At 74.8% G+C, this 18818-nt stretch carries 15 protein-coding genes and 1 riboswitch; of the genes, 14 read left to right on the forward strand and 1 reads right to left on the reverse strand.

Annotation, left to right across the window (positions count from 1 at the left end; genetic code table 11):
- Nucleotides 1-68 precede the first annotated feature (68 nt).
- From AOM46_RS32340 to helR, 12 genes are all read left to right on the forward strand, one after another.
- Nucleotides 69-1868, forward strand: coding sequence for an ADP-ribosylglycohydrolase family protein (locus tag AOM46_RS32340; RefSeq protein WP_078857025.1), 1800 nt, complete (start codon nucleotides 69-71; stop codon nucleotides 1866-1868).
- Nucleotides 1865-3079 (forward strand): ADP-ribosylglycohydrolase family protein, encoded by a 1215-nt coding sequence (locus AOM46_RS20255; RefSeq protein ID WP_078857026.1) that lies wholly within the window; start codon nucleotides 1865-1867, stop codon nucleotides 3077-3079. Before AOM46_RS32340 ends, AOM46_RS20255 begins: the two co-directional genes overlap by 4 nt.
- A complete protein-coding gene (locus tag AOM46_RS20260; protein WP_062213999.1) occupies nucleotides 3076-4308 on the forward strand; it encodes an ADP-ribosylglycohydrolase family protein in 1233 nt (410 codons plus the stop codon). Before AOM46_RS20255 ends, AOM46_RS20260 begins: the two co-directional genes overlap by 4 nt.
- Nucleotides 4305-5669: an ADP-ribosylglycohydrolase family protein gene (locus AOM46_RS20265; RefSeq protein ID WP_062214000.1), complete on the forward strand. Its 1365-nt coding sequence runs from the start codon at nucleotides 4305-4307 to the stop codon at nucleotides 5667-5669. The genes AOM46_RS20260 and AOM46_RS20265 overlap by 4 nt, the downstream gene beginning before the upstream one ends.
- A gap of 17 nt (nucleotides 5670-5686) precedes the next feature.
- Entirely contained in the window at nucleotides 5687-6619 is a 933-nt protein-coding gene (locus AOM46_RS20270) for a ribokinase (protein ID WP_062214001.1), read from the forward strand.
- 113 nt (nucleotides 6620-6732) lie between these two features.
- The gene (locus AOM46_RS20275) at nucleotides 6733-7908 is read left to right on the forward strand and encodes a CaiB/BaiF CoA-transferase family protein (protein WP_062214376.1); all 1176 of its coding nucleotides are present in this window, start codon (nucleotides 6733-6735) and stop codon (nucleotides 7906-7908) included.
- A complete protein-coding gene (locus AOM46_RS20280; RefSeq protein WP_062214002.1) occupies nucleotides 7905-8777 on the forward strand; it encodes a CoA ester lyase in 873 nt (290 codons plus the stop codon). The genes AOM46_RS20275 and AOM46_RS20280 overlap by 4 nt, the downstream gene beginning before the upstream one ends.
- Before the next feature lie 10 nt (nucleotides 8778-8787).
- A complete protein-coding gene (locus AOM46_RS20285; RefSeq protein ID WP_062214003.1) occupies nucleotides 8788-9837 on the forward strand; it encodes an aminoglycoside phosphotransferase family protein in 1050 nt (349 codons plus the stop codon).
- 47 nt (nucleotides 9838-9884) lie between these two features.
- On the forward strand, nucleotides 9885-10820 hold the full coding sequence (locus AOM46_RS20290; RefSeq protein WP_067226407.1) for an alpha/beta fold hydrolase: 936 nt from the start codon (nucleotides 9885-9887) through the stop codon (nucleotides 10818-10820).
- A gap of 43 nt (nucleotides 10821-10863) precedes the next feature.
- Entirely contained in the window at nucleotides 10864-11016 is a 153-nt protein-coding gene (locus AOM46_RS34130; RefSeq protein ID WP_158920516.1) for a hypothetical protein, read from the forward strand.
- On the forward strand, nucleotides 11016-12152 hold the full coding sequence (locus AOM46_RS20295) for a methyltransferase domain-containing protein (RefSeq protein WP_062214004.1): 1137 nt from the start codon (nucleotides 11016-11018) through the stop codon (nucleotides 12150-12152). The genes AOM46_RS34130 and AOM46_RS20295 overlap by 1 nt, the downstream gene beginning before the upstream one ends.
- Before the next feature lie 145 nt (nucleotides 12153-12297).
- A complete protein-coding gene (gene helR, locus AOM46_RS20300; protein ID WP_062214005.1) occupies nucleotides 12298-14490 on the forward strand; it encodes an RNA polymerase recycling motor ATPase HelR in 2193 nt (730 codons plus the stop codon).
- A 22-nt stretch (nucleotides 14491-14512) separates the two neighbouring features.
- Here helR and AOM46_RS20305 read toward each other — a convergent pair whose 3' ends face one another.
- Complete coding sequence (locus tag AOM46_RS20305; protein WP_062214377.1) at nucleotides 14513-15313, reverse strand: GNAT family N-acetyltransferase; 801 nt, start codon at nucleotides 15311-15313, stop codon at nucleotides 14513-14515.
- A 272-nt stretch (nucleotides 15314-15585) separates the two neighbouring features.
- Here AOM46_RS20305 and AOM46_RS20310 point away from each other — a divergent pair, with 272 nt between their 5' ends.
- Nucleotides 15586-16818: a sorbosone dehydrogenase family protein gene (locus AOM46_RS20310; protein ID WP_062214006.1), complete on the forward strand. Its 1233-nt coding sequence runs from the start codon at nucleotides 15586-15588 to the stop codon at nucleotides 16816-16818.
- Between the two features lie 100 nt (nucleotides 16819-16918).
- Nucleotides 16919-17071: riboswitch (cobalamin riboswitch) on the forward strand.
- A gap of 147 nt (nucleotides 17072-17218) precedes the next feature.
- Entirely contained in the window at nucleotides 17219-18703 is a 1485-nt protein-coding gene (locus tag AOM46_RS20315; RefSeq protein ID WP_158920518.1) for a prenyltransferase/squalene oxidase repeat-containing protein, read from the forward strand.
- Nucleotides 18704-18818 lie beyond the last annotated feature (115 nt).

Consider the following 18818-nt stretch of genomic DNA (forward strand, 5'->3'; position numbering starts at 1 on the left):
CCGCCCCTCACCGGCGCCGGCGCCCTCGTCGCGCGGCCCCGCACAACCCAGAAATGAGCACGAACACCATGAGTGTCAGCCTCGTTCCCGCTCCCGAACCACGTCGGCCGTCGCCCACGCCGCCGGGGCAACCGATCGTGCCCCGCGACCGCGCCAGGGGCGCGATGCTCGGCCTGGCCGTCGGCGACGCGCTGGGCGCACCGGCGGAAAACCTCACCCCCTCCCAGATCAGGGAGCGTTGGGGCCGCATCGACGGCTTTGTCCGCGACGACCCGGCCGGCACCGACGACACCGAGTACGCCATCTTCTCCGGGCTGCTCCTGGCCCGGCACGGCTCCCAACTGACCGTCGCCCAGGTCGAGTCGGCCTGGCACGAGTTGATCGCCGACCGGGACGAGGGCCCGTTCCGGGGCGCGGGCTTCAGCGAACGCGGCACCCTGGAGAACCTCCGCCGTGGCCTGGCCGCGCCGATCTCGGCACAGCACCGGCACGCCTGGAGCGACGGACTGGCCATGCGGGCCGCGCCGTTCGGCGTCTTCGCGGCCGGCCGACCAGCCGAGGCGGCCCGGCTGGTCGCCATCGACGGCACCGTCTCGCACGACGGCGAGGGCATCTACGGCGGACGGGCGGTCGCCGCCGGGGTGGCCGCCGCCATGGTCGGCCACGAGCCGGACGTGGTGGTCCAGGCCGCGCTCTCGGTGGTCCCCGAGGACTCCTGGACGGCCAGATCACTGCATCGCGCGGTGTCGGCGGCGCGCCGCGCCCGCCACGATCCGGCGGCCACCCGGCTGTCGGTGGAACGCGCGGTTCGCTCCGCGACGGTGATCGGCGGCTACCCCTGGACGGACCTCGCGCCGGAGGCCGTCGGCCTGGCGTTCGGCGCGTTCGCCGCCGCGCGCGGCGAGTTCCGCGCGGCGGTCGGCACCGCCGTCAACATGGGCCGCGACGCGGACACCACGGCGGCGGTCGCTGGCGCCCTGGCCGGGGCGTTGCGCGGCGTCGCCGCGATCCCCCCCGACTGGTCGGCCGCCATCGGCCCGGTCAGCGGCAGCTGCCTCCCGTCCATGGCCGGCCGCCATGTCCTCGAAGTAGCCGACCTGTTGACCCCACCGTCGCCTCCGGCGGAAGCGGCCACTACCGCCGACGGGGGCGGTGCGGCGACGCCTCCGGCGGGGACGGCGACGCCTCCGGCGGGGACGGCGACGCCTCCGGCGGGGAGAGAAGAACGGACCTGGACGGCGAGAAACGGGCCGACGACGCCCAGCCCACGGGACGCCCCGGGCGGCAACCCGGCCGCAGGACCGGGTGACCGGTCGGGCGGCGCGACGGCCGCCGGGGCGGGGAGCAGCGCGGGCGAGGGGCCGATGACCGGCCCCGGGGGCGCCGTCCGGGCGCGGCGGCAGGCCACCGCCCAGGAGGGCCGGGCGGGCGGCGCACCGGCCGCCGGCCCGGGGGCGGTCGTGGCGGCACGGACTCCGGCCACCGACCGAGGCGATGCGGCAACGCCTCCGGCGGGGCCGGAGCCCACCACGACGCACGGCACCGGGCCGGCGGACGGGCGAGGCGATGCCGCCTCGGCGGGCCGGGCGGGAGAGCCGTCCCGGACAGCCGGGCGGGAGCCGACAGCCCTCGGCCCGGATGACCGCGCGGGCAACGAACCGGGCGCCGCGGGCGAGGCACCGTCCACCGGTCCGGGGGACGCCGTGCGGGCGCGGCGGCAGGCCACCGTCCCGGAGGGCCCGGCGGGCGGCGCGACGGCCGTCGGGGTGGGCCCGGTGGCTGTGCTCGTCGTCGCCGGGGAGTTCGGCCGGGGCCGTGGCGCCGGCCCGCATGTCCCGCCCGGCAAGGGCGTCGGGGGTGTGCGGTGACCGCGCACCGCGGCACGCGGGTGGAGGGGCTGCTACTCGGGATCGCCGCTGGCGACGCCGCCGGGTGGCCGTCGGGGCGGCATCGGGCGACGCGGCTGCCGGACTGGACCCGGCGGCTCACCCGGGAGTTGGACACCTTCGCCGAGCAGAACGCGACGACCACGCTGCCCGTCCCGATCGCCCTCAACCAGCCGCCGGACCCGCTGCGGCTCGGCCCGTCGGACGACGCCGAGTGGGCGGCGTTCACGGCCGGGTCGGTGCTCTCCGCGACGGGGTCGGGTGGCAGTGATCTGCCGGCGGACCAACGGGTACGCTCCGCCCTGGCGTTGGCCTGGAACACCCTGGCCGACGAGGTGGCGGCGGCGGCCAGCCAGGCCGCCGAGATCGAGTCGGCGCATATCCCGCTGCGGGCCAGGATCTCGGTGCGCGCCGGTCTGGGGAATCTCGCGGCGGGGCTGCGGCCCCCGGCGACCGGGCACGACAATCCGCACTACTTCGACGACGCCGCCTGTGTGCGGGCGGCCGTGCTGGCGGTGGTGCACCCCGGCGCCCCCGAAGCCGCCGCTGATCTGGCCGAGTTCGACGCCCGCTACACCCAGGACGACGACGGGGTGCACGGCGCCCGCGCCATAGCGGCGGCGGTGGCCACCGCGCTGGGCGGCGAGTCGATGGACCTGTGTGTGGCGGCGGCCCTGCGGCAGCTGCCAGAGGACACCGAGATCCGGCGCAACGCGCTGCGCGCCGTGGAGTTGGGGCAGGCGGCGGCAGCGGCCAGACCGGGTCTGCCGGGGAACGCTTTCGCGCTGGTCCCGGTGTTGGAGCACGAGATCGTCGACCATGTCTACAGCTACGGCATCGCGGCGGCCGAGACGGTCCCCGTCGCGCTCGCGGTGGCCACCGCCGCTGCCGGCGCGGTCACCGAGGCGGTGCCGAGCGCCGCGTGTCTCTCCCGGGTGGCAGATTCGGCGCCCGCGCTCGCCGGTGCCCTCACCGGGGTGGTGGGCGGGGCCGAGGCCCTGCCGGCCAGCTGGCGCGACGCCTGCCGCACGCTCGCCGGCTGTGCCCTGCCCCGAATGGCGGGCGTCGATCTGGTGGAGATCGCCGGCCGACTCGCCCTGATCCACGCCCCATCGACCACCCCACCGACCACCGCATCGACCACCTCGTTTCCCTCCCCCCACTCGGCAGCACCCGAAGGAGTCCGCAGATGAGTCGAAGCACGAGCCAGGACACGGGCCAGGACACGGGTCAACGCGTCAGCCGGAGTCGGTCCCGTCCCCAACTCAGCACCGGCGGGCCCCCGTTGGCGGAGCGGACGGCCGGCGTCCTGGTGGGCGCGGCGGTGGGTGACGCGCTCGGCGGCCCGGTGGAGGGTTGGACGCCGGAGGCGATCGTCGAGCGGCACGGCGGCCGGGTCAGGGGCATCGTCGAGCCGTTCCACAAGGACGACTGGCGCACCGCCCGGCCGATCGCGCCATATCACAAGGGCGATGGGCATGTCACCGACGACACCCTGATGACCCATGCGCTGGTGCGGGTCTACGAGCGGGTCAGGGACCATCTCGACGCCTACGCGGTGGCCGAGCATCTGGTGCCCGAGCTGATCACCACGCCCCGGTGGATTCCCGAACTGGAGGCGGAGGCACTGCCGTTGCAGCGGATCTTCCTGGCCGAGAAGTGGATCGTGGCGCGGCTGCACTACGGCCATGTGGATCCGCGCGAGGCCGGCGTCGGCAACATCGTCAACTGCGGTGCGGCGATGTACATGGCGCCGGTCGGGGTGGTCAACGCGGCGCATCCGGAGGCCGCCTACGCGGAGGCGCTGGACGTGGCGGGCGCCCATCAGTCGAGCTACGGGCGGGAGGCGGCCGGGGTGTTCGCCGCCTCGGTGGCCGCCGCGCTGCGACCGGAAGCGACGCCGGAGTCGGTGGTGGAGACGGCGCTCGGGCTGGCCAAGGACGGCACCCGGGCCGCGATCGAGGCGGTCTGCGAAGTGGCCGCCGACTACCGGGAGTTCGAGCCCGCGCTGGCTCCGCTCCGGGCGGCCGTCGCGCCGTTCGACACGGTCGGCCCCGACTACCGCAAGCCCTCGCTCGGCGCCCGGCGGCCGTCCCGGCTGCATGCCATCGAGGAACTGCCCGTCGCCCTGGGCATGGTGCTGGTCGGCGGCGGCGACTTCCGCCAGACCGTGCTGGGTTCGGTGAACTACGGCCGGGACTGTGACTCGATCGCCACCATGAGCGGGGCGATCGTCGGCGCTTTGCGCGGCGAGCGGGCGGTGCCGGAGGAGTGGAGCGCCGAGGTGAGCCGGGCCAGCCGGCTGGATCTGCACGGGCCGTCGGTGGCACTCACCGAGGTGGCCCGCGAGGTGTTCGCCCGGGATGTGGCGCGCCGCCGGGCGCACGAGGCCGCGTTCGCCACGCTCACCGAGGCGCCATGACGGGCGCGCTGCGGCTGACCTGGGTGCAGCCGGAGGATCTGGTGGGGCACGAGCTGGCGCAGGCCGCGCAGGACGGCCGGGACGCCGGCGCGGTCGCCGACCGTTGGCTGGCCGCCGGCGGGGCGCCGGCCCCGGCGCGGGCCGGGGCCTCGCGGAGCCCGGCGTCGCCCGCGCTGCGCCTGCTGGCCGAGCGGACGCTTGACGAGCTGGCGGCGCTCGCCGTGCCGACGGCGCGGCGGGAGCCGACGGAGCTTGCCGCCATCCGGGCGGCCTGCCCCGACTGGCCGGCGCGGCCGGTGCTTTCGGCGCCGGCGGAGGTGCCGAGGCTGGCGGCGGCCTGGCTGGGGCGGGCGGCCGGCTGTGTGCTGGGCAAGCCGGTGGAGAAGCTGCCGCTGACCGGCATCAGGGCGCTGGCCAGGGCGACGGGGAACTGGCCGCTGAACGACTGGTTCACCGCCAGGGGCGTGCCGCCCGAGCTGGCCGCCGCCTATCCCTGGAACCGCCGTTCGGCGCCCACCTCGCTGGCCGAGACCATCGACGGCGCCCCCGAGGACGACGACCTCAACTACCCGTTGCTCGGGCTGCTGTTGCTACGCCGGCACGGCGACGGGTTCGATACCGCCGAGGTCGCCGGGCTGTGGCTGGACGAGCTGCCGGCCGGGCGGACGTTCACCGCCGAACGGGTCGCCTACCGCAATCTGTTGACCGGTGTGGAGCCGCCCGCGACGGCGACGTTCCGCAATCCGTTCCGGGAGTGGATCGGCGCCCAGATCCGCGCCGATGTGTTCGGCTGGACCCATCCCGGCGATCCGGCGACCGCAGCCGAACTAGCCCATCGGGACGCGGTGTTGACGCATACCGCGAACGGCGTCTACGGGGCGATGTTTGTCGCCGCCGTGGTTTCGGAGGCGGTCGGCGGGGCGAGTGACGTGCACGGCTGCCTGGCGGCCGGGCTCAACGTCGTTCCGCCCGGCTCCCGTTACGCCGCCGCCGTGGCGCTTGGCATCGAAACGGCCCGCGCGCATGCCGACTTCGACACCGTGGTCGATCTGCTGCACGCACGGTTCGCCGACCACCACTGGGTGCATGTGCTGCCCAACGCCGCGCTGTTGGCCGCCGCGCTCACCCATGCGGACGGTGACTTCACCGCGTCCATCTGCCGGGCCGTGGCCGGGGGCCTGGACACCGACTCCAACGGGGCGACGGCCGGCTCCATCGCCGGCGCGCTGGCCGGCGCCCCCGAGGCGCTGCCCAGCCGCTGGACGGCGCCGCTGCGCAACCGACTGGCCAGCTCCATCACGGGTTTCGACGGCATCGGCTTCGACGCCCTGGCCGCCCTGACCCGGGAGGTTTCCGCGTGATCGAAGGAGATGACCCGATGGCTGAGAACCGCGCCACCGCCGTCGCCGTGCTGGGCTCGACCAACATGGATCTGGTGGCCTATGTGGCCGCCGCGCCACGCCGGGGGGAGACGGTGTCGGGCCGCGAGTTCCGCACCGTGCCCGGGGGGAAGGGCGCCAACCAGGCGATCGCCGCCGCCCGCGCCGGCGGCTCAGTCACCATGATCGGCGCCGTGGGCGACGACGAGTTCGGGCCACGCCTGCGGGCCGCGCTCAACGAGGCACGGGTGGACACCGTGGGGCTGCGCACCGAGCCGGGCCCCAGCGGCATCGCCCATATCGTGGTGGACGACGAGGGCGGCAACTCCATCGTGGTGGTGCCGGGCGCCAACGGCACCGTGACCGGTCTCGGGCCGGGCGACGAGCGGCGGATCGCCGCCGCCGACGTCCTGCTGACGCAGCTCGAACTCCCCATGGACGCCGTGCTGGCCGGGGCGCGCGCCGCCCGCGCGCATGGCGTGCGCACCGTGCTGACGCCGGCGCCCGCCCGTCCGCTGCCGGACGAACTCCTCTCCCTGACCGATCTGTTGGTGCCCAACGAACACGAGGCCGCCGCGCTGACCGGCCACCATGAGCCGCTGGCCGCCGCCCGCGCGTTTCTGGACGTGGTCCCCGAGGTGGTGATCACCCTGGGCGCGGCGGGCAGCCTCTATGCCGCGCGGAACGCCGAGCCGGTGAGCGTTCCGGCCGTCTCCGTGCGGGCCGTGGACAGCACGGCGGCGGGCGACACCTTTGTCGGGGCGCTGGCCGTGGCGGTGGGCGAGGGGCTGCCGATGCCGCGCGCCATGGCCTGGGCCGCCGGCGCGGCCGCGCTCTGCGTCAGCCGTCGGGGGGCCGCGTCGTCGATGCCGCACCGCGCCGAGATCGACGCCCTGCACCGTTCCGCCCCGCACCCCAGGGAGGCACCGTGAACCACACCGCACCGAACGCCGGACGCAACACCGGACGCATCACCGCACCGCACGCCGGACCGGACGCCGGACCGGACAGCGCCACGGACGAAGCCCACGGGAGCCCGGGGCCGCTGGCCGGGCTTCGGGTGCTGGATCTGGCCACCCTCTTCGCCGGGCCGCTGGCGGCCACCCTGCTGGGGGACTTCGGCGCCGAGGTGATCAAGATCGAGCATCCGCGCCGCCCCGACCCCTCGCGGGGCCATGGCCCCAGCAAGGACGGCATCGGCCTGTGGTGGAAGCTGCTGGGCCGCAACAAGCGCACCATGACGCTCGATCTGTCCACCGACGAGGGCCGGGCGCTGCTGCTCCGGCTGGCGACGGAGGCGGATGTGGTGATCGAGAACTTCCGCCCGGGCACACTGGAGAAATGGGGCCTGGGACCGGACCAACTCCACGCCGCCAACCCCCGGTTGGTGCTGGCCAGGGTGACGGGCTTCGGCCAGTTCGGCCCCTACGCCGGGCGCCCGGGGTTCGGCACCCTGGCCGAGGCGATGAGCGGCTTCGCCGCCGTCACCGGCGAGCCGGACGGGCCGCCCACGCTGCCGCCGTTCGGTCTTGCCGACTCCGTCGCCGCGCTCTCCACCGCCTTCGCGGTGCTGACCGCGCTCGCCGGCCGCGCCGCCGGCGGCGTCGGCCAGGTGGTGGACCTGGCCATCATCGAACCGCTGCTGACGGTGCTCGGGCCGCAGCCGCTCTGGTACGACCAGCTGGGCTATGTGCAGCCGCGCACCGGCAACCGGTCGACCAACAACGCGCCCCGCAACACCTATCGCACCTCCGACGGGCAGTGGGTCGCCGTCTCCACCTCGGCCCAGTCCGTCGCCGAGCGGGTGCTGCGGCTGGTGGGCCGCCCCGAGCTGATCGACGAGCCGTGGTTCGGCTCCGGCGCCGGCCGCGCCGCGCACGCCGACACCCTCGACGAGGCCGTCGGCACCTGGATCGCCCGCCGTGACCGGGCGGCGGTGCTGGCCGCCTTCGAGGCGGCGGAGGCGGCGATCGCCCCGATCTACGATGTGCGCGATGTGCTGGACGACCCCCAGTACCGGGCGTTGGACAGCGTCACCGAGGTGCCGGACGAGGAACTGGGCCCGCTGCGCATGCAGAACGTGCTCTTCCGGCTCTCCGCGACGCCGGGCGCCATCCGCTGGGCGGGCCGCCCGCACGGCGCCGACACCGATGCGGTGCTGGGCGAACTGGGCCTGTCCGCCGGGGAGATCGCCCGGCTCAGGACGGCGGGCACGCTATGAGCACGCCGCTGTCGAACGGGGCACCCCCCGTTCAGAAGGTGAGCCTGACCTGGCTCTATGTGCCCGGTGACCGTCCGGAAGTCGTCGCCAAGGCCCTGCGTTCCGGGGCCGATACGGTGATCGTCGATCTGGAGGACGCGGTCGCCCCGGACCGTAAGCGCTATGCGCTGGACGCCACCGAGGAGCTGCTGTCCACGCCGCCAGCGCTCGCCCAGAAGCGGGTGCAGGTCCAGGTGCGGGTGAACGCGCTGGGCGGGCCCTGGGCCGAGGCCGAGGTGCGGCGTCTGGTGGGGCTGCCGGGCCTGGCCGGGCTGCGGCTGCCCAAGGTCGAGTCGGCGGGGCAGCTGGCGCGCGTCGCCGACTGGGCGGGCGACCGCCCGGTGCCGCCGCTCTTCCCCCTGCTGGAGAGCGCGTTGGGGCTGGAGGCGGCGTTCGCCGTGGCGGGTGGGCATCCGGCGGTGGCCGGGATCGCCCTCGGCGAGGCCGATCTCCGGGCCGATCTCGGCATCGCCTCGGACGAGGGACTGGCCTGGGCGCGGGGCCGGGCGGTGGTCGCGGCGCGGGCGGCCGGGCTGCCGCCGCCGGCGCAGTCGGTCTATCCGGATGTGCGCGATCTGACGGGTCTGGCCGCCTCCTGCGCGACGGGGCGGGCGCTTGGCTTTCTCGGCCGCACCGCCCTTCACCCGCGTCAACTCCCGGTGATCGAGGAGGCGTTCCTCCCCACCGCAGCCGAGATCGCGGCGGCCAGGGAGGTGCTGGCGGCGGCCGAGGCCGAGGCCGGCGCGCTGGCCCTGGCGGACGGCAGGTTTGTGGACGCCGCCGTCGTCGCGGGTGCCCGGCGCACCCTGGCCCTGGCGGCCCGCTGCTAACGTGCCCCGCATGACCGACCGCACCGTCGTGACCAGCGCGGAACTGCCGGCCGCCGTCGCCGCCGCCTTCGGCCTGGGCCGGGTGACGGGCGGCTGGCAGCCGGTGGGCGGCGGCCGTTCGCACCCGCTGTTCCGGCTGCGCACCGTGCATGGTGAATGGGCGATCAAGCGGCTCAACCGCTCCCGGGAGGAGTGGTGGTGGCAGGACCATCTGCTGGCCACCAGGATCGAGCGGGCCGCGCTCGCCGCCGGCCTCGCGATCCCCCGCCCGATCGAGCCGCCGGGCGTCGCCGAGGGTCTGCTGGTCAATCTGAGGGTGGCGGACGAGCCGGGGCCGGTGAGCTTCCTGGCCTGGGAGTGGTGCCGGGGCAGCCCGATCGCCGAGACCAACCACCCGCCGGAGCTTCGGCGTTGGGTGGGCGGCACGCTGGCGCGACTGCACGCCCTGGCGCCGACCGGGAACGCCGACGAGGGCAATGTCTACCCGCCGCATCCGGCGGACGCCTGGCAGCGGTGGCTCGACGAGGCGGGCCCGGATATCGATCCGGACTTTGTGCTGGCCGTGGCCGACCACCTCCCCGAGGTGGCCGCCGCCCATCGGATCATCACCGACTCGGGTGCCCAACTCCCCCATGCCGCACGGGTCTTCAGCCATCGGGACATCAAGCCGGACAATGTCCTGCGGACCGCCGAAACCCCGGTGCTGTTGGACTGGGAGGGGGCCGGCCGCGATCTGGCGCCCTGGGAGGCGGCCCGCACCGCCCTCGCGTTCAGCCGGACGGCGGACGGCTGGGACCGGGCCGGCGTGATCGAGGTGCTGACCGCCTACCGCGCGGCCGGCGGCGCGCCCGTTCCGGCGGTGCCGGCGGCGTTCGGCGGCCTGATCGACCAGCGGTTGGGCGGCGCCGCCCTCATGCTCTGGCGGGCCCTGGGCCACCGCCCGGTCTCCCCACCCGAACGCGCGGCGGCGCACCACCACGCCCTGGAGTACCTGGGGCAGTTGCGCGTCGAACTGGCCCAACTCGACCGCTGGACGGGCTGGTTGCACGAGGTGGCCTGAGCATCAGGACCAACCGTTGGCGACCGGCGCCTCGTTACGATGCCCCCATGACGACGCAGCCCACCGCCCAGCTGTGGTACGACGAGACCCGCCAGGACTACCGGTTCCCCGACCGGCCCCGGCCGGTCAGGGTCTATCGGTGGCGGCCCGCCGCCGGGCCGGCCGGGCCAGCGCCGCTGGTCCTCGTCTCGCATGGCACGGGCGGCTCGGGCGGCGCCATGGGCTGGCTCGCCGAACCCCTGGCGGCGGCCGGCTTCGAGGTGGTCTCCGTCGACCACCATGGCAACAACTTCGTCGACGGCTACGAGCCGGAGGGCTTTGTCTTCATCTGGGAGCGCCCCAGGGACCTCACCTTCGTACTGGACCGGCTGGCCGCCGAGCGCCCCGTCGGGCCGGTCGGCGCCGCCGGCTTCTCGCTCGGCGGCTTCACGGCGGCCGCCCTCGCCGGCGGGCGCCCCGACCGGCAGATCCTGCAGGCGGTGATCGACGGCCATGTCGAGGTCCCGCCGCTCCCCGAGTTCCCCGACCTGAGGGAGGCATACGCCGCGAAGGCCCCGGCGGAGGACATGCAGGCCCGGTTCACCGCCTCGGCCCCGGAGGCCGACCTGACCGACCCCCGGGTCCGCGCCGTCTTTCAAGTCGCCCCGGCCGTTGGGCAGTTGGTCAGCGTCGACAGCCTGCGGTCGGTGCGCGTACCGGTGGAGATCCGCTGGGGGGACGCGGACACCATCACCCCCTTCGCCAGCGCCGTCGAGCCCTATCTGACGCATATCCCCACCGCCGAGGGACGCTCCCTCGGCCCGGACGTCCGGCACGACGACTTCATCGCCGAAGCCCCGGCCGATCCCACCGCCCGGCCCCGCGCCGCCGCCGACGCCGTCGCCTTCTTCCGCCACCACCTCGCCGACCCGGATCACACCGTTTCGCCCGCTCCGCGACACACCTCCGTGCGCGCCTGCCACGCGCCCCCGCACTCCCCCTAGCCTCGGTGCCGGCGTCCACGACAAGGCATCAGGGGAGAGCGGAATGGCTGGTCAACACGGCGACGGGCAGGGCGGTCTCGGCCCGGACGGGCTGCCGGGCACGCCCTACGAGCCGCCACCGCCCGCGACGGACGGCAGCGCCCCGGCCGGGGAGGGGCAACACCGGGAGAGCGAGGGCCGCGAGGACGGCGCGTAGTGCCACCAAGCGGTGCGGGCGCTCCGGCGGCCGGCGTCCAGGCGCCGGCCGGCTGGGGCGACGCGTTCGCCGAGGTGCCCCGGGCCGCCTTTCTGCCGCCGGTGATCTGGCCGCACGATCAGGCCGGGGAGACGTTCGCCCGGGTGGACGCGCGGCTGGATCCGGCGGGCTGGCGCGCCGCCGCCGAAAGCGATCTGCCGGTGGTCACCCAGTGGGACGACGGCGCGCACACCGGCGAGGCGCCCGGGCGGGAGGCGACCAGCTCGGCGTCCAGGCCGTCGCTGGTGGCCGCGATGCTCGCCGCGCTCGATGTGGCCCCCGGCATGCGGGTGTTGGAGATCGGCACCGGCACCGGCTGGAACGCGGCCCTGCTGGCGCATCGGTTGGGCGCCGACCGGGTCACCACGGTGGAGATCGACCCGGCGGTGGCCGAGGCCGCCGAGCGGTCGCTGGCCCTGATGGGCTCGCGCCCCCGGGTGCTGGTCGGGGACGGAGCGGCGGGCGCGCCCGAACACGGCCCGTTCGACCGGCTGATCGTGACCTGCGGGGTGCGGCGGATCCCGCCGGCCTGGCTGGAGCAGCTGGTGCCCGGCGGTCTTGCCGTCCTGCCCTGGGGCACCCCGTTCTCCCGGCACCGTGACGCGCTGCTGCGGCTGACCGTGCGGCCGGACGGCGCCGCCGAGGGGCGTTTCCTTTCGCTGGTGTCCTTTATGCGCATGCGCGCTCAGCGGGATGCCTCCCCGCCCCGGTCCGCCGAGCTGCCGTTCCACGACATCAGATCCGCTGCCTGGCCCCCGCACGGCTGGCATCCGTTCCCGTTCTTCGCCGGTCTGCGCCTGCGGGACGCGGCCTATGCGGTGCAGCGGCACGACGACGGACACACCCAGTGGCTCTACGATCTGGCGGGCGGCGGCTGGACCGCCGGCGTGCGGCGCGGCCGCGTCGGGCCCGGGGTATGGGTGCGGCAGGCGGGGCCACGCCCGCTGTGGGACGAGTATCTGGACGCCTATGCCTGGTGGCGGGCGGCCGGGCAGCCCGACGTCGACCGGCTGGGGATGACGGTGGCCGGGAGCGGCCGGGCCACGGTATGGCTGGACGAGCCGAGCCACCCGGTATGGACGGAACCCCCCGGCTGAGCCGCCGCGCCCAGCGCCGCAAAGACCGCGAAGACCGCAAAGACCGCGAAGGCGGCGAGGGCCGGGCATAAGAGAAGCAGGAGGGGGAACCTCCTGCCACTCTCAACGTATAGCGCACCCGGGGGCTTGCCGCAAGGCCCCCCTTATGCCGCAGAATTCGCTGGCCGAGTCCAGAACTTGCGGAAATGAGAGATTTTTGTTGACCACCGGTGCGTTCGATCTGTCCGAGCGCCTTGCCGCCAAGGCCGATCCGGCGCTGATCGCCGACGACGAGCGGCACTTCGCGGCCATCGCCGAGAGCCTGGAGCAGTCGATCGCCGAACTGTCCGAACGTCTGGACGCCGAGCGCAGGGCGCCCGGCGGGTTGGGTCGCCAGGCCATGGAACGGGACGCGGAGATCCACCGGCTGAGCGCCCGGCTGCGCGCCCTGCGGCGCTTCGGCCTCGACCTGTGCCTGGGCCGATTCGTCGACGCCGACAGCGGCGAGCCGGTGTATATCGGCCGCCTCGGTCTCACCGACAGCACCGGGCGCAGGCTGCTGATCGACTGGCGCTCCCCCGCCGCCGAGCCGTTCTTCGCCGCGACCCACGCCACCCCGATGGGGCTGGCCAGCCGGCGCAGATACCGCTGGTCGCGGGGCAGGATCAGCGACTACTGGGACGAGGTGTTCACCACGGAAGGGCTGGCTGGCCATGCGGCGCTCGACGACCAGTCCGCGTTCATCGCCAGCCTGGGCAGCGACCGGTCGGACCGGATGCGGGATGTGCTGGCCACCATCCAGTCCGACCAGGACGCCGTTGTCCGGGCCGGATCGCGCGGCCCGCTGGTCGTGGACGGCGGCCCGGGAACGGGGAAGACGGTCGTCGCGCTGCACCGTTCCGCCTATCTGCTCTACGCCGACCCGCGTCTCGGGCACCGCAGGGGCGGCGTGCTGTTTGTCGGGCCGCACCAGCCCTATCTGTCGTATGTCGCCGATGTCCTGCCCAGCCTGGGCGAGGAGGGCGTGCGCACCTGCACCCTGCGGGATCTGGTCGCCGAGGGGGCCGCCGCGACGATCGAGGCGGATCCCGAGGTGGCCCGGCTGAAGGCGTCCGTCGAGATGGTGCGGGCGATCGAGCCGGCCGTCAGGTTCTACGAGGAGCCGCCGACGGAGGGGATGACCGTCGCCACCGAATGGGGCGATCTCCCGCTGACCGCCGACGACTGGGCCGAGGCGTTCGCGGCGGCCGAGCCGGGCACCCCGCACAACGAGGCACGGGAGCAGATCTGGGCGGAGCTGGTCACGCTCCTGCACGGCAAATGCCGCCAGGACATCCCGCATGCGGTGTTTCTGAACGCCATGCGGCGCGACAAGGAGCTGCTGCGGGCCCTTTTCCGGGCCTGGCCGCTGCTCGAAGCCGCCGATCTGGTCGGGGACCTGTGGTCGGTACCCGCCTATCTGCGGATGTGCGCGCCCTGGCTCGGCCCGGACGACGTCCGGCGGCTGCGGCGCGCGGACGCCCAGGCGTGGACGGTGTCCGATCTGCCGCTGCTGGACGCGGCCCGACAGCGGCTGGGCGATCCCCGGGCGTCGCTGCGCCAACGCCGGCGCGATGCGGCCGTCGCCGCCGAACGGGCGCGGATGGAGAGGGTCATCGACAACATGCTGGACGCCGACCCCGACGGCGAGGGCGCGGTGACCATGCTGCGCGGCCAGGATCTGCGGGACACCCTGGTCGACGAGAGCGCGCTGCCGGGCACCGCCCCCGAGCCGCTGGTCGGGCCGTTCGCGCATGTGGTCGTGGACGAGGCCCAGGAGTTGACCGACGCGGAGTGGCAGATGCTGCTCCAGCGCTGCCCGTCGCGCAGCTTCACCATCGTCGGGGACCGGGCCCAGGCCAGGCACGGGTTCACGGAGTCCTGGACGGAACGGCTCGCCCGGATCGGTCTGGACCGGGCCCGGGTGGCGTCCCTGACCGTCAACTACCGCACGCCCGAGGAGGTCATGGTCGAGGCCGAGCGGGTGATCCGCGCGGCGATCCCGGACGCCAACGTGCCGACGTCCGTCCGACGCGGTGGCGTTCCGGTGGCCTATGGCACGGTCGCCGAGCTGGCCGCGACCGTGGACGGCTGGCTGGCCGAGCACGCCGACGGGATCGCCTGTGTCATCGGCGATCCCGCCTTCCCCGAGCGGCCCCGCGTCCGGTCGCTGACTCCCCAGCTGGCGAAGGGACTTGAGTTCGATCTGGTGGTGCTGGTCGATCCCGAGTCGTTCGGCACCGGCGTCAAGGGCGCAGTCGACCGCTATGTCGCGATGACCAGGGCGACCCAACGGCTGGTCGTGCTGACCGGCGCCTGACGGGTGGGACGGGCGGCACGGTTCACGGCCGGGGCGCGGCCCGGTGGATATGGGGCGTGGTGGTGGTCAGCGCGGTGAAGCCCAGACGTTCCAGAATGGGGCGGCTCCGGTCGGAGGCGTCCACCTGGAGATAGCGGTAGCCGGCCTCGGCGGCCAGTGCGGCGCGGTGCGCGACCAGCGCCCGGTAGATGCCCTTCCCGCGCCAGGCGGGGAGGGTGCCGCCGCCCCAGAGGCTGGCGAACCCGGTGCCGGGGGTCAGCTCCAACCTGGCGGCGCAGACCGGGAGTTCGCCGGCCAGCACCAGCAGCACCCGGACCTGGTCCGGATCGTGGGCGAGCTGCCCGAGGAGCCGGCGGCGCAGCGGCTCCTGGTCGCCGCCGAAGACCGCGCCATGCAGCTCGACCACGGCCCGCACGCCGTCGGCGTCGGTGACCCGGCGCACCGTGGTGCCGGCCGGCCAGACGGGCCTCCGGTCCATCGCGGCGATCTCGGCCACCATCAGCGTCTCCGGCTCCTCGGCCTCGAAGCCGGCGGCCCGCAGCCGCTCGCCGAGGTCGGCCGGCCGGTCATGGGCATAGAGCTTCCACTCGAAGGAGCGGCCCAACCCGTCGAAGTACGCGCACTGTTCGGCGATCGCCGCGTCGGCGTCGGCGGCCGACGTCAGATCCGACCAGAGCACCAGGCCCCCGCCGCTGTCCCCGTTGATCTGCCGGACCACCCGCCCGGCGCGTTCCACCCGGGCGCCGGGCTCGTCCGGCGGGGCCTCACGCCGCATCCGCAGATCGTAGAGGGCGAGAAGCTCGTCGTTGCGCGCTGTGCTCATCCGGCCATCCGAGCAGGCCGGGGCGGCGCGCGGCAACCGGGTTCCGTGCGGTGTGTCGAGGGGGTCCGTCAACTCCCTTGGCCACGAGGGGAGATGGTACGGAACTGGGCCGTCCGCAGGATCCCGCGGACGTCCCTCTGGTGCGGCCGGCGGCGTCCGGGTAGCGTCCCAACGGCCGCCCGGTGCCCCACCGTCCCCCACGATCTCGGGCGCACCCGGCGACAGCGTTGCCCGAGGAAGCCCCAAGGAAGCCCCACATTCCTGGAGTCACCATGCCACAACGCCCATCGACCACCCCCTCCCGTCACCCCGTCCGACGGCTGCTGATCGGCGCCTCCCTGGCCGCCGCCGTGCCGCTCGGCGCCCTCGCCTGGACCGCCGGCGCGGCCGAGGAGTCCGCGCCGGAACCGCGAGCCGTCCCGGTGGAGAATCTGACGCTCGCCACCGAGCAGATCGGCGCGGGCCTGGAGCGCCCCACCGCGATCGCCGGACCCGACGACGGGACCAACCGGCTGTTCATCGCCGAGAAGCCGGGCGCGGTCCGGGTCTACGAGCCCGAAGCCGGCCTCGCCGAGGAGCCGTTGGTGGATCTCACCGACGTGGTGAACGCCTCCGGCAACGAGCGCGGCCTGCTGGGCATCGCGACGGCCCCCGACTTCGCCGACAGCCAGGAGCTGTATCTGGCGTACACCGCGCTGCCCGACGGCGATGTGACACTGGCGCGTTACGGCCTCGCGGACGCGTCGCTCGACGTGCTGCTCAGCCAGGAGCACCCCGAAACCAACCACAACGGCGGCCAGTTGGCCTTCGGCACCGACGGCTATCTCTACTGGGGCCTCGGTGACGGCGGCGGCGGTGGCGATCCGGAGGGCAACGGGCAGCGCCTGGACACCCTGTTGGGCACCGTCCTGCGGCTGGACGTCAGCCGGTCCTGTGGCGAACTCGCCTACTGCGTACCGGAGGACAACCCGTTCGTCGACGATCCCGAGGCCCGCGACGAGATCTGGGCCTGGGGGCTGCGCAACCCGTGGCGGTTCTCCTTCGACCACGCGGACGGCTCGCTGTGGATCGGCGACGTCGGCCAGGGCGCGTGGGAGGAGGTCAACCATCTGGCGGCGGACGGCGGCGGCGCCAACTTCGGCTGGGCCTGCCGGGAGGGCCTGGACGAGTTCGAGCCAGGACAGTGCCAGGACGGCGCCGAGTTCACCGACCCAATCTTCACCTATGCCACCTCGGCGGAGGGCTGCGCCGTGATCGGCGGCCATGTCTACCGGGGCACGGAGTTCGCCGACCTCGCCGAGGGCACCTATGTGGCCACCGACTACTGCTCCTCCACCGCCTGGGCGCTGCGCGCCGACGGCTCAGGCGGCTACCAGGACGCCGTGATCGGGGAGTTCCCCACCCAGGTGACGGCGTTCGGTGAGAACGGCGACGGCGAGCTGTTCGTGGTCAACGACCTGCCCGGTCAGCTGCACCGGGTGACCTTCGCCGAGGCCGCCGAGTAACCCGCGTCCCCACGAGGCGACTTCGGGCCCGGCCCCGCCCCACCGGCGGCGCCGGGCCCTTCAGCACCGTGGGTGGCTGGTCAAATCGGCGTGGTCTCTTTACTCTTGGAGGGATTCCGCTCCGGCGGATGGACAACTCAGACGCGCATGGCCCGGGGGAAGTCCGGTGGGAATCCGGCACTGACCTGCAACCGTGAGCGGCGCCCGCGTGGCGCCGCGAGTCGGATCGCCCGGCCGGCGACGTGGTATCCGCTTCTCACTGTCATGGTTCGCAGCGTGGAGCCCACAGCCCCCAGGGCTGGCCGGCCCCCGCCGCTCGCGTCACGCGTGCGCCGGGGTTTTTCGTGCCCAGGGGACCGCCGGGGGCCATGTCTCGGCCCTGGGAAAGGTCAAACCAGCGATGAACGACGCCCTCGTCGCGCCCGTACCCGAACGCCGGAGACCCTGGCGACGGGTGACCGCCCTGGCCACCGGCGCGCTGGCCACCGCCGCGCTGTTCGCCGGCACCCTGCTGGCCCCGGGCACCGCGCTCGCCGAAGAGCCGCCCGAGCTGGCGTCCCCGGCCGAGGCCGCCGTCACCTGGTCGCTCGCCCAACTCACCGACGGCACCCACGCGTCGGAGGACCACGGCCTGACCGCCGACCTGGTGATGGCGTTCGCCTCCACCGGCACCGCCGGCGAGGCCGCCGACCGCGCCACCGACTGGCTGGCGGAGAACGCCACCAGCTATGTGCGGCGCGGCGGCGACCAGGCGGTCAACGCCGGCGGCACCGCCAAACTGGCCCTGGTCGCCGCCATCCAGCACCGCGACCCCGGCGACTTCGGCGGACACGATCTGACCGGGCTGCTGCTGGAACGGATCAACGCGGACGGTCGGTTCACCGACGCCGGCCCGGCCGGCGACATGTCCAACCAGTTCACCCAGTCGCTCGGCGTGCTCGCGCTCCGCCGCACCGGTGAACTCCCCGAGCCGGCCGTCGACTTCCTCGCCTCCACCCGCTGCGCCGACGGCGGCTACCCGCTCTCGCTGCGGCGCGACCCCAGCCGGTGCACCTCGGACACCGACAGCACCGGGATGGCCGTCCAGGCGCTGCTGGACGCCGGCCGCACCGCCGACGCCGAGCCCGCGCTCGACTGGCTGGAGGGCCAGCAGCAGGAGACCGGCGGCTTCGGCTACAACGCCAGCAGCCCGCCCAACTCCAACTCCACCGCGCTCGCCGTCCAGGCGCTGATCGCCGGCGACCGTGCCGAGTCCGCCGAGGCGGGCACCGCCTGGCTGCGTTCCCTCCAGGCCGGCTGCGCCGCGGACCCGGAGGACCGGGGCGGCGTCGGCTATATGGAGCCGGTGATCAACGGGATGGCGCTGCGCGCCACCGCCCAGGTGATCCCCGCGCTGGCCGGGCAGCCACTGGGCGAGATCGACGGCGAGGGCGCCGCGCCCGACGCGAGCGTGATCGACTGCTCCCCCGGCAGCGGCTCCGGCGGCACCAGCGCGGGCTCCGACCAGGGCGGCGCCGACAGCGGCGGCGCCTCGGGCGACGGCGGATCGTCCGACGGCGGTGACGACGGCGGCACCTCGGGCGACCCCGGCGCGACGGACGCCGGCGGCGCCGCGACCGGCGACGGCGGCACGGGCGACGCCGGCTCGGCCGACGGCGGCGACAACACCGGCGGCGGCCCCAACGCCCCCACGCCCCAGACGAGCGGCGGCTCGTCCGACGGGCCGACCTCCGGCGGCTCGGGAAGCGGCGGCCCGGGCGGCAACGGCAACCTGGCCGACACCGGCAGCGATGTGCTGCCCCTGATCGGCTGGGCCGCCGCGCTGCTGGCCGCCGGCGGAGGCATCTGGGCGCTGGCCAACTCCCGCCGCCGACCCGTCGCCTGACGGAGAACCAGCCCCACCGTTCATCCGATCGACCGCCGGGCCTTCGGGCCCGCGCGGCCGGTCGGCCCTGCCCGCACGCCCTTCCCCAGAACCGCAGGACCGCACCACCCGCACC

Source organism: Streptomyces sp. NBRC 109706, from assembly GCF_000974485.1.
GTDB lineage: Bacteria > Actinomycetota > Actinomycetes > Streptomycetales > Streptomycetaceae > Streptomyces.

Coding starts and splice junctions, on each gene's coding strand:
- AOM46_RS20260 (WP_062213999.1), top strand. CDS start 3,076: ATGAGTCGAAGCACGAGCCAGGACACGGGCCAGGACACGGGTCAACGC.
- AOM46_RS20280 (WP_062214002.1), top strand. CDS start 7,905: ATGAGCACGCCGCTGTCGAACGGGGCACCCCCCGTTCAGAAGGTGAGC.
- AOM46_RS20315 (WP_158920518.1), top strand. CDS start 17,219: ATGAACGACGCCCTCGTCGCGCCCGTACCCGAACGCCGGAGACCCTGG.
- AOM46_RS20265 (WP_062214000.1), top strand. CDS start 4,305: ATGACGGGCGCGCTGCGGCTGACCTGGGTGCAGCCGGAGGATCTGGTG.
- AOM46_RS20270 (WP_062214001.1), top strand. CDS start 5,687: ATGGCTGAGAACCGCGCCACCGCCGTCGCCGTGCTGGGCTCGACCAAC.
- AOM46_RS32340 (WP_078857025.1), top strand. CDS start 69: ATGAGTGTCAGCCTCGTTCCCGCTCCCGAACCACGTCGGCCGTCGCCC.
- AOM46_RS34130 (WP_158920516.1), top strand. CDS start 10,864: ATGGCTGGTCAACACGGCGACGGGCAGGGCGGTCTCGGCCCGGACGGG.
- AOM46_RS20290 (WP_067226407.1), top strand. CDS start 9,885: ATGACGACGCAGCCCACCGCCCAGCTGTGGTACGACGAGACCCGCCAG.
- helR (WP_062214005.1), top strand. CDS start 12,298: ATGCCGCAGAATTCGCTGGCCGAGTCCAGAACTTGCGGAAATGAGAGA.
- AOM46_RS20310 (WP_062214006.1), top strand. CDS start 15,586: ATGCCACAACGCCCATCGACCACCCCCTCCCGTCACCCCGTCCGACGG.
- AOM46_RS20305 (WP_062214377.1), bottom strand. CDS start 15,313: ATGAGCACAGCGCGCAACGACGAGCTTCTCGCCCTCTACGATCTGCGG.
- AOM46_RS20285 (WP_062214003.1), top strand. CDS start 8,788: ATGACCGACCGCACCGTCGTGACCAGCGCGGAACTGCCGGCCGCCGTC.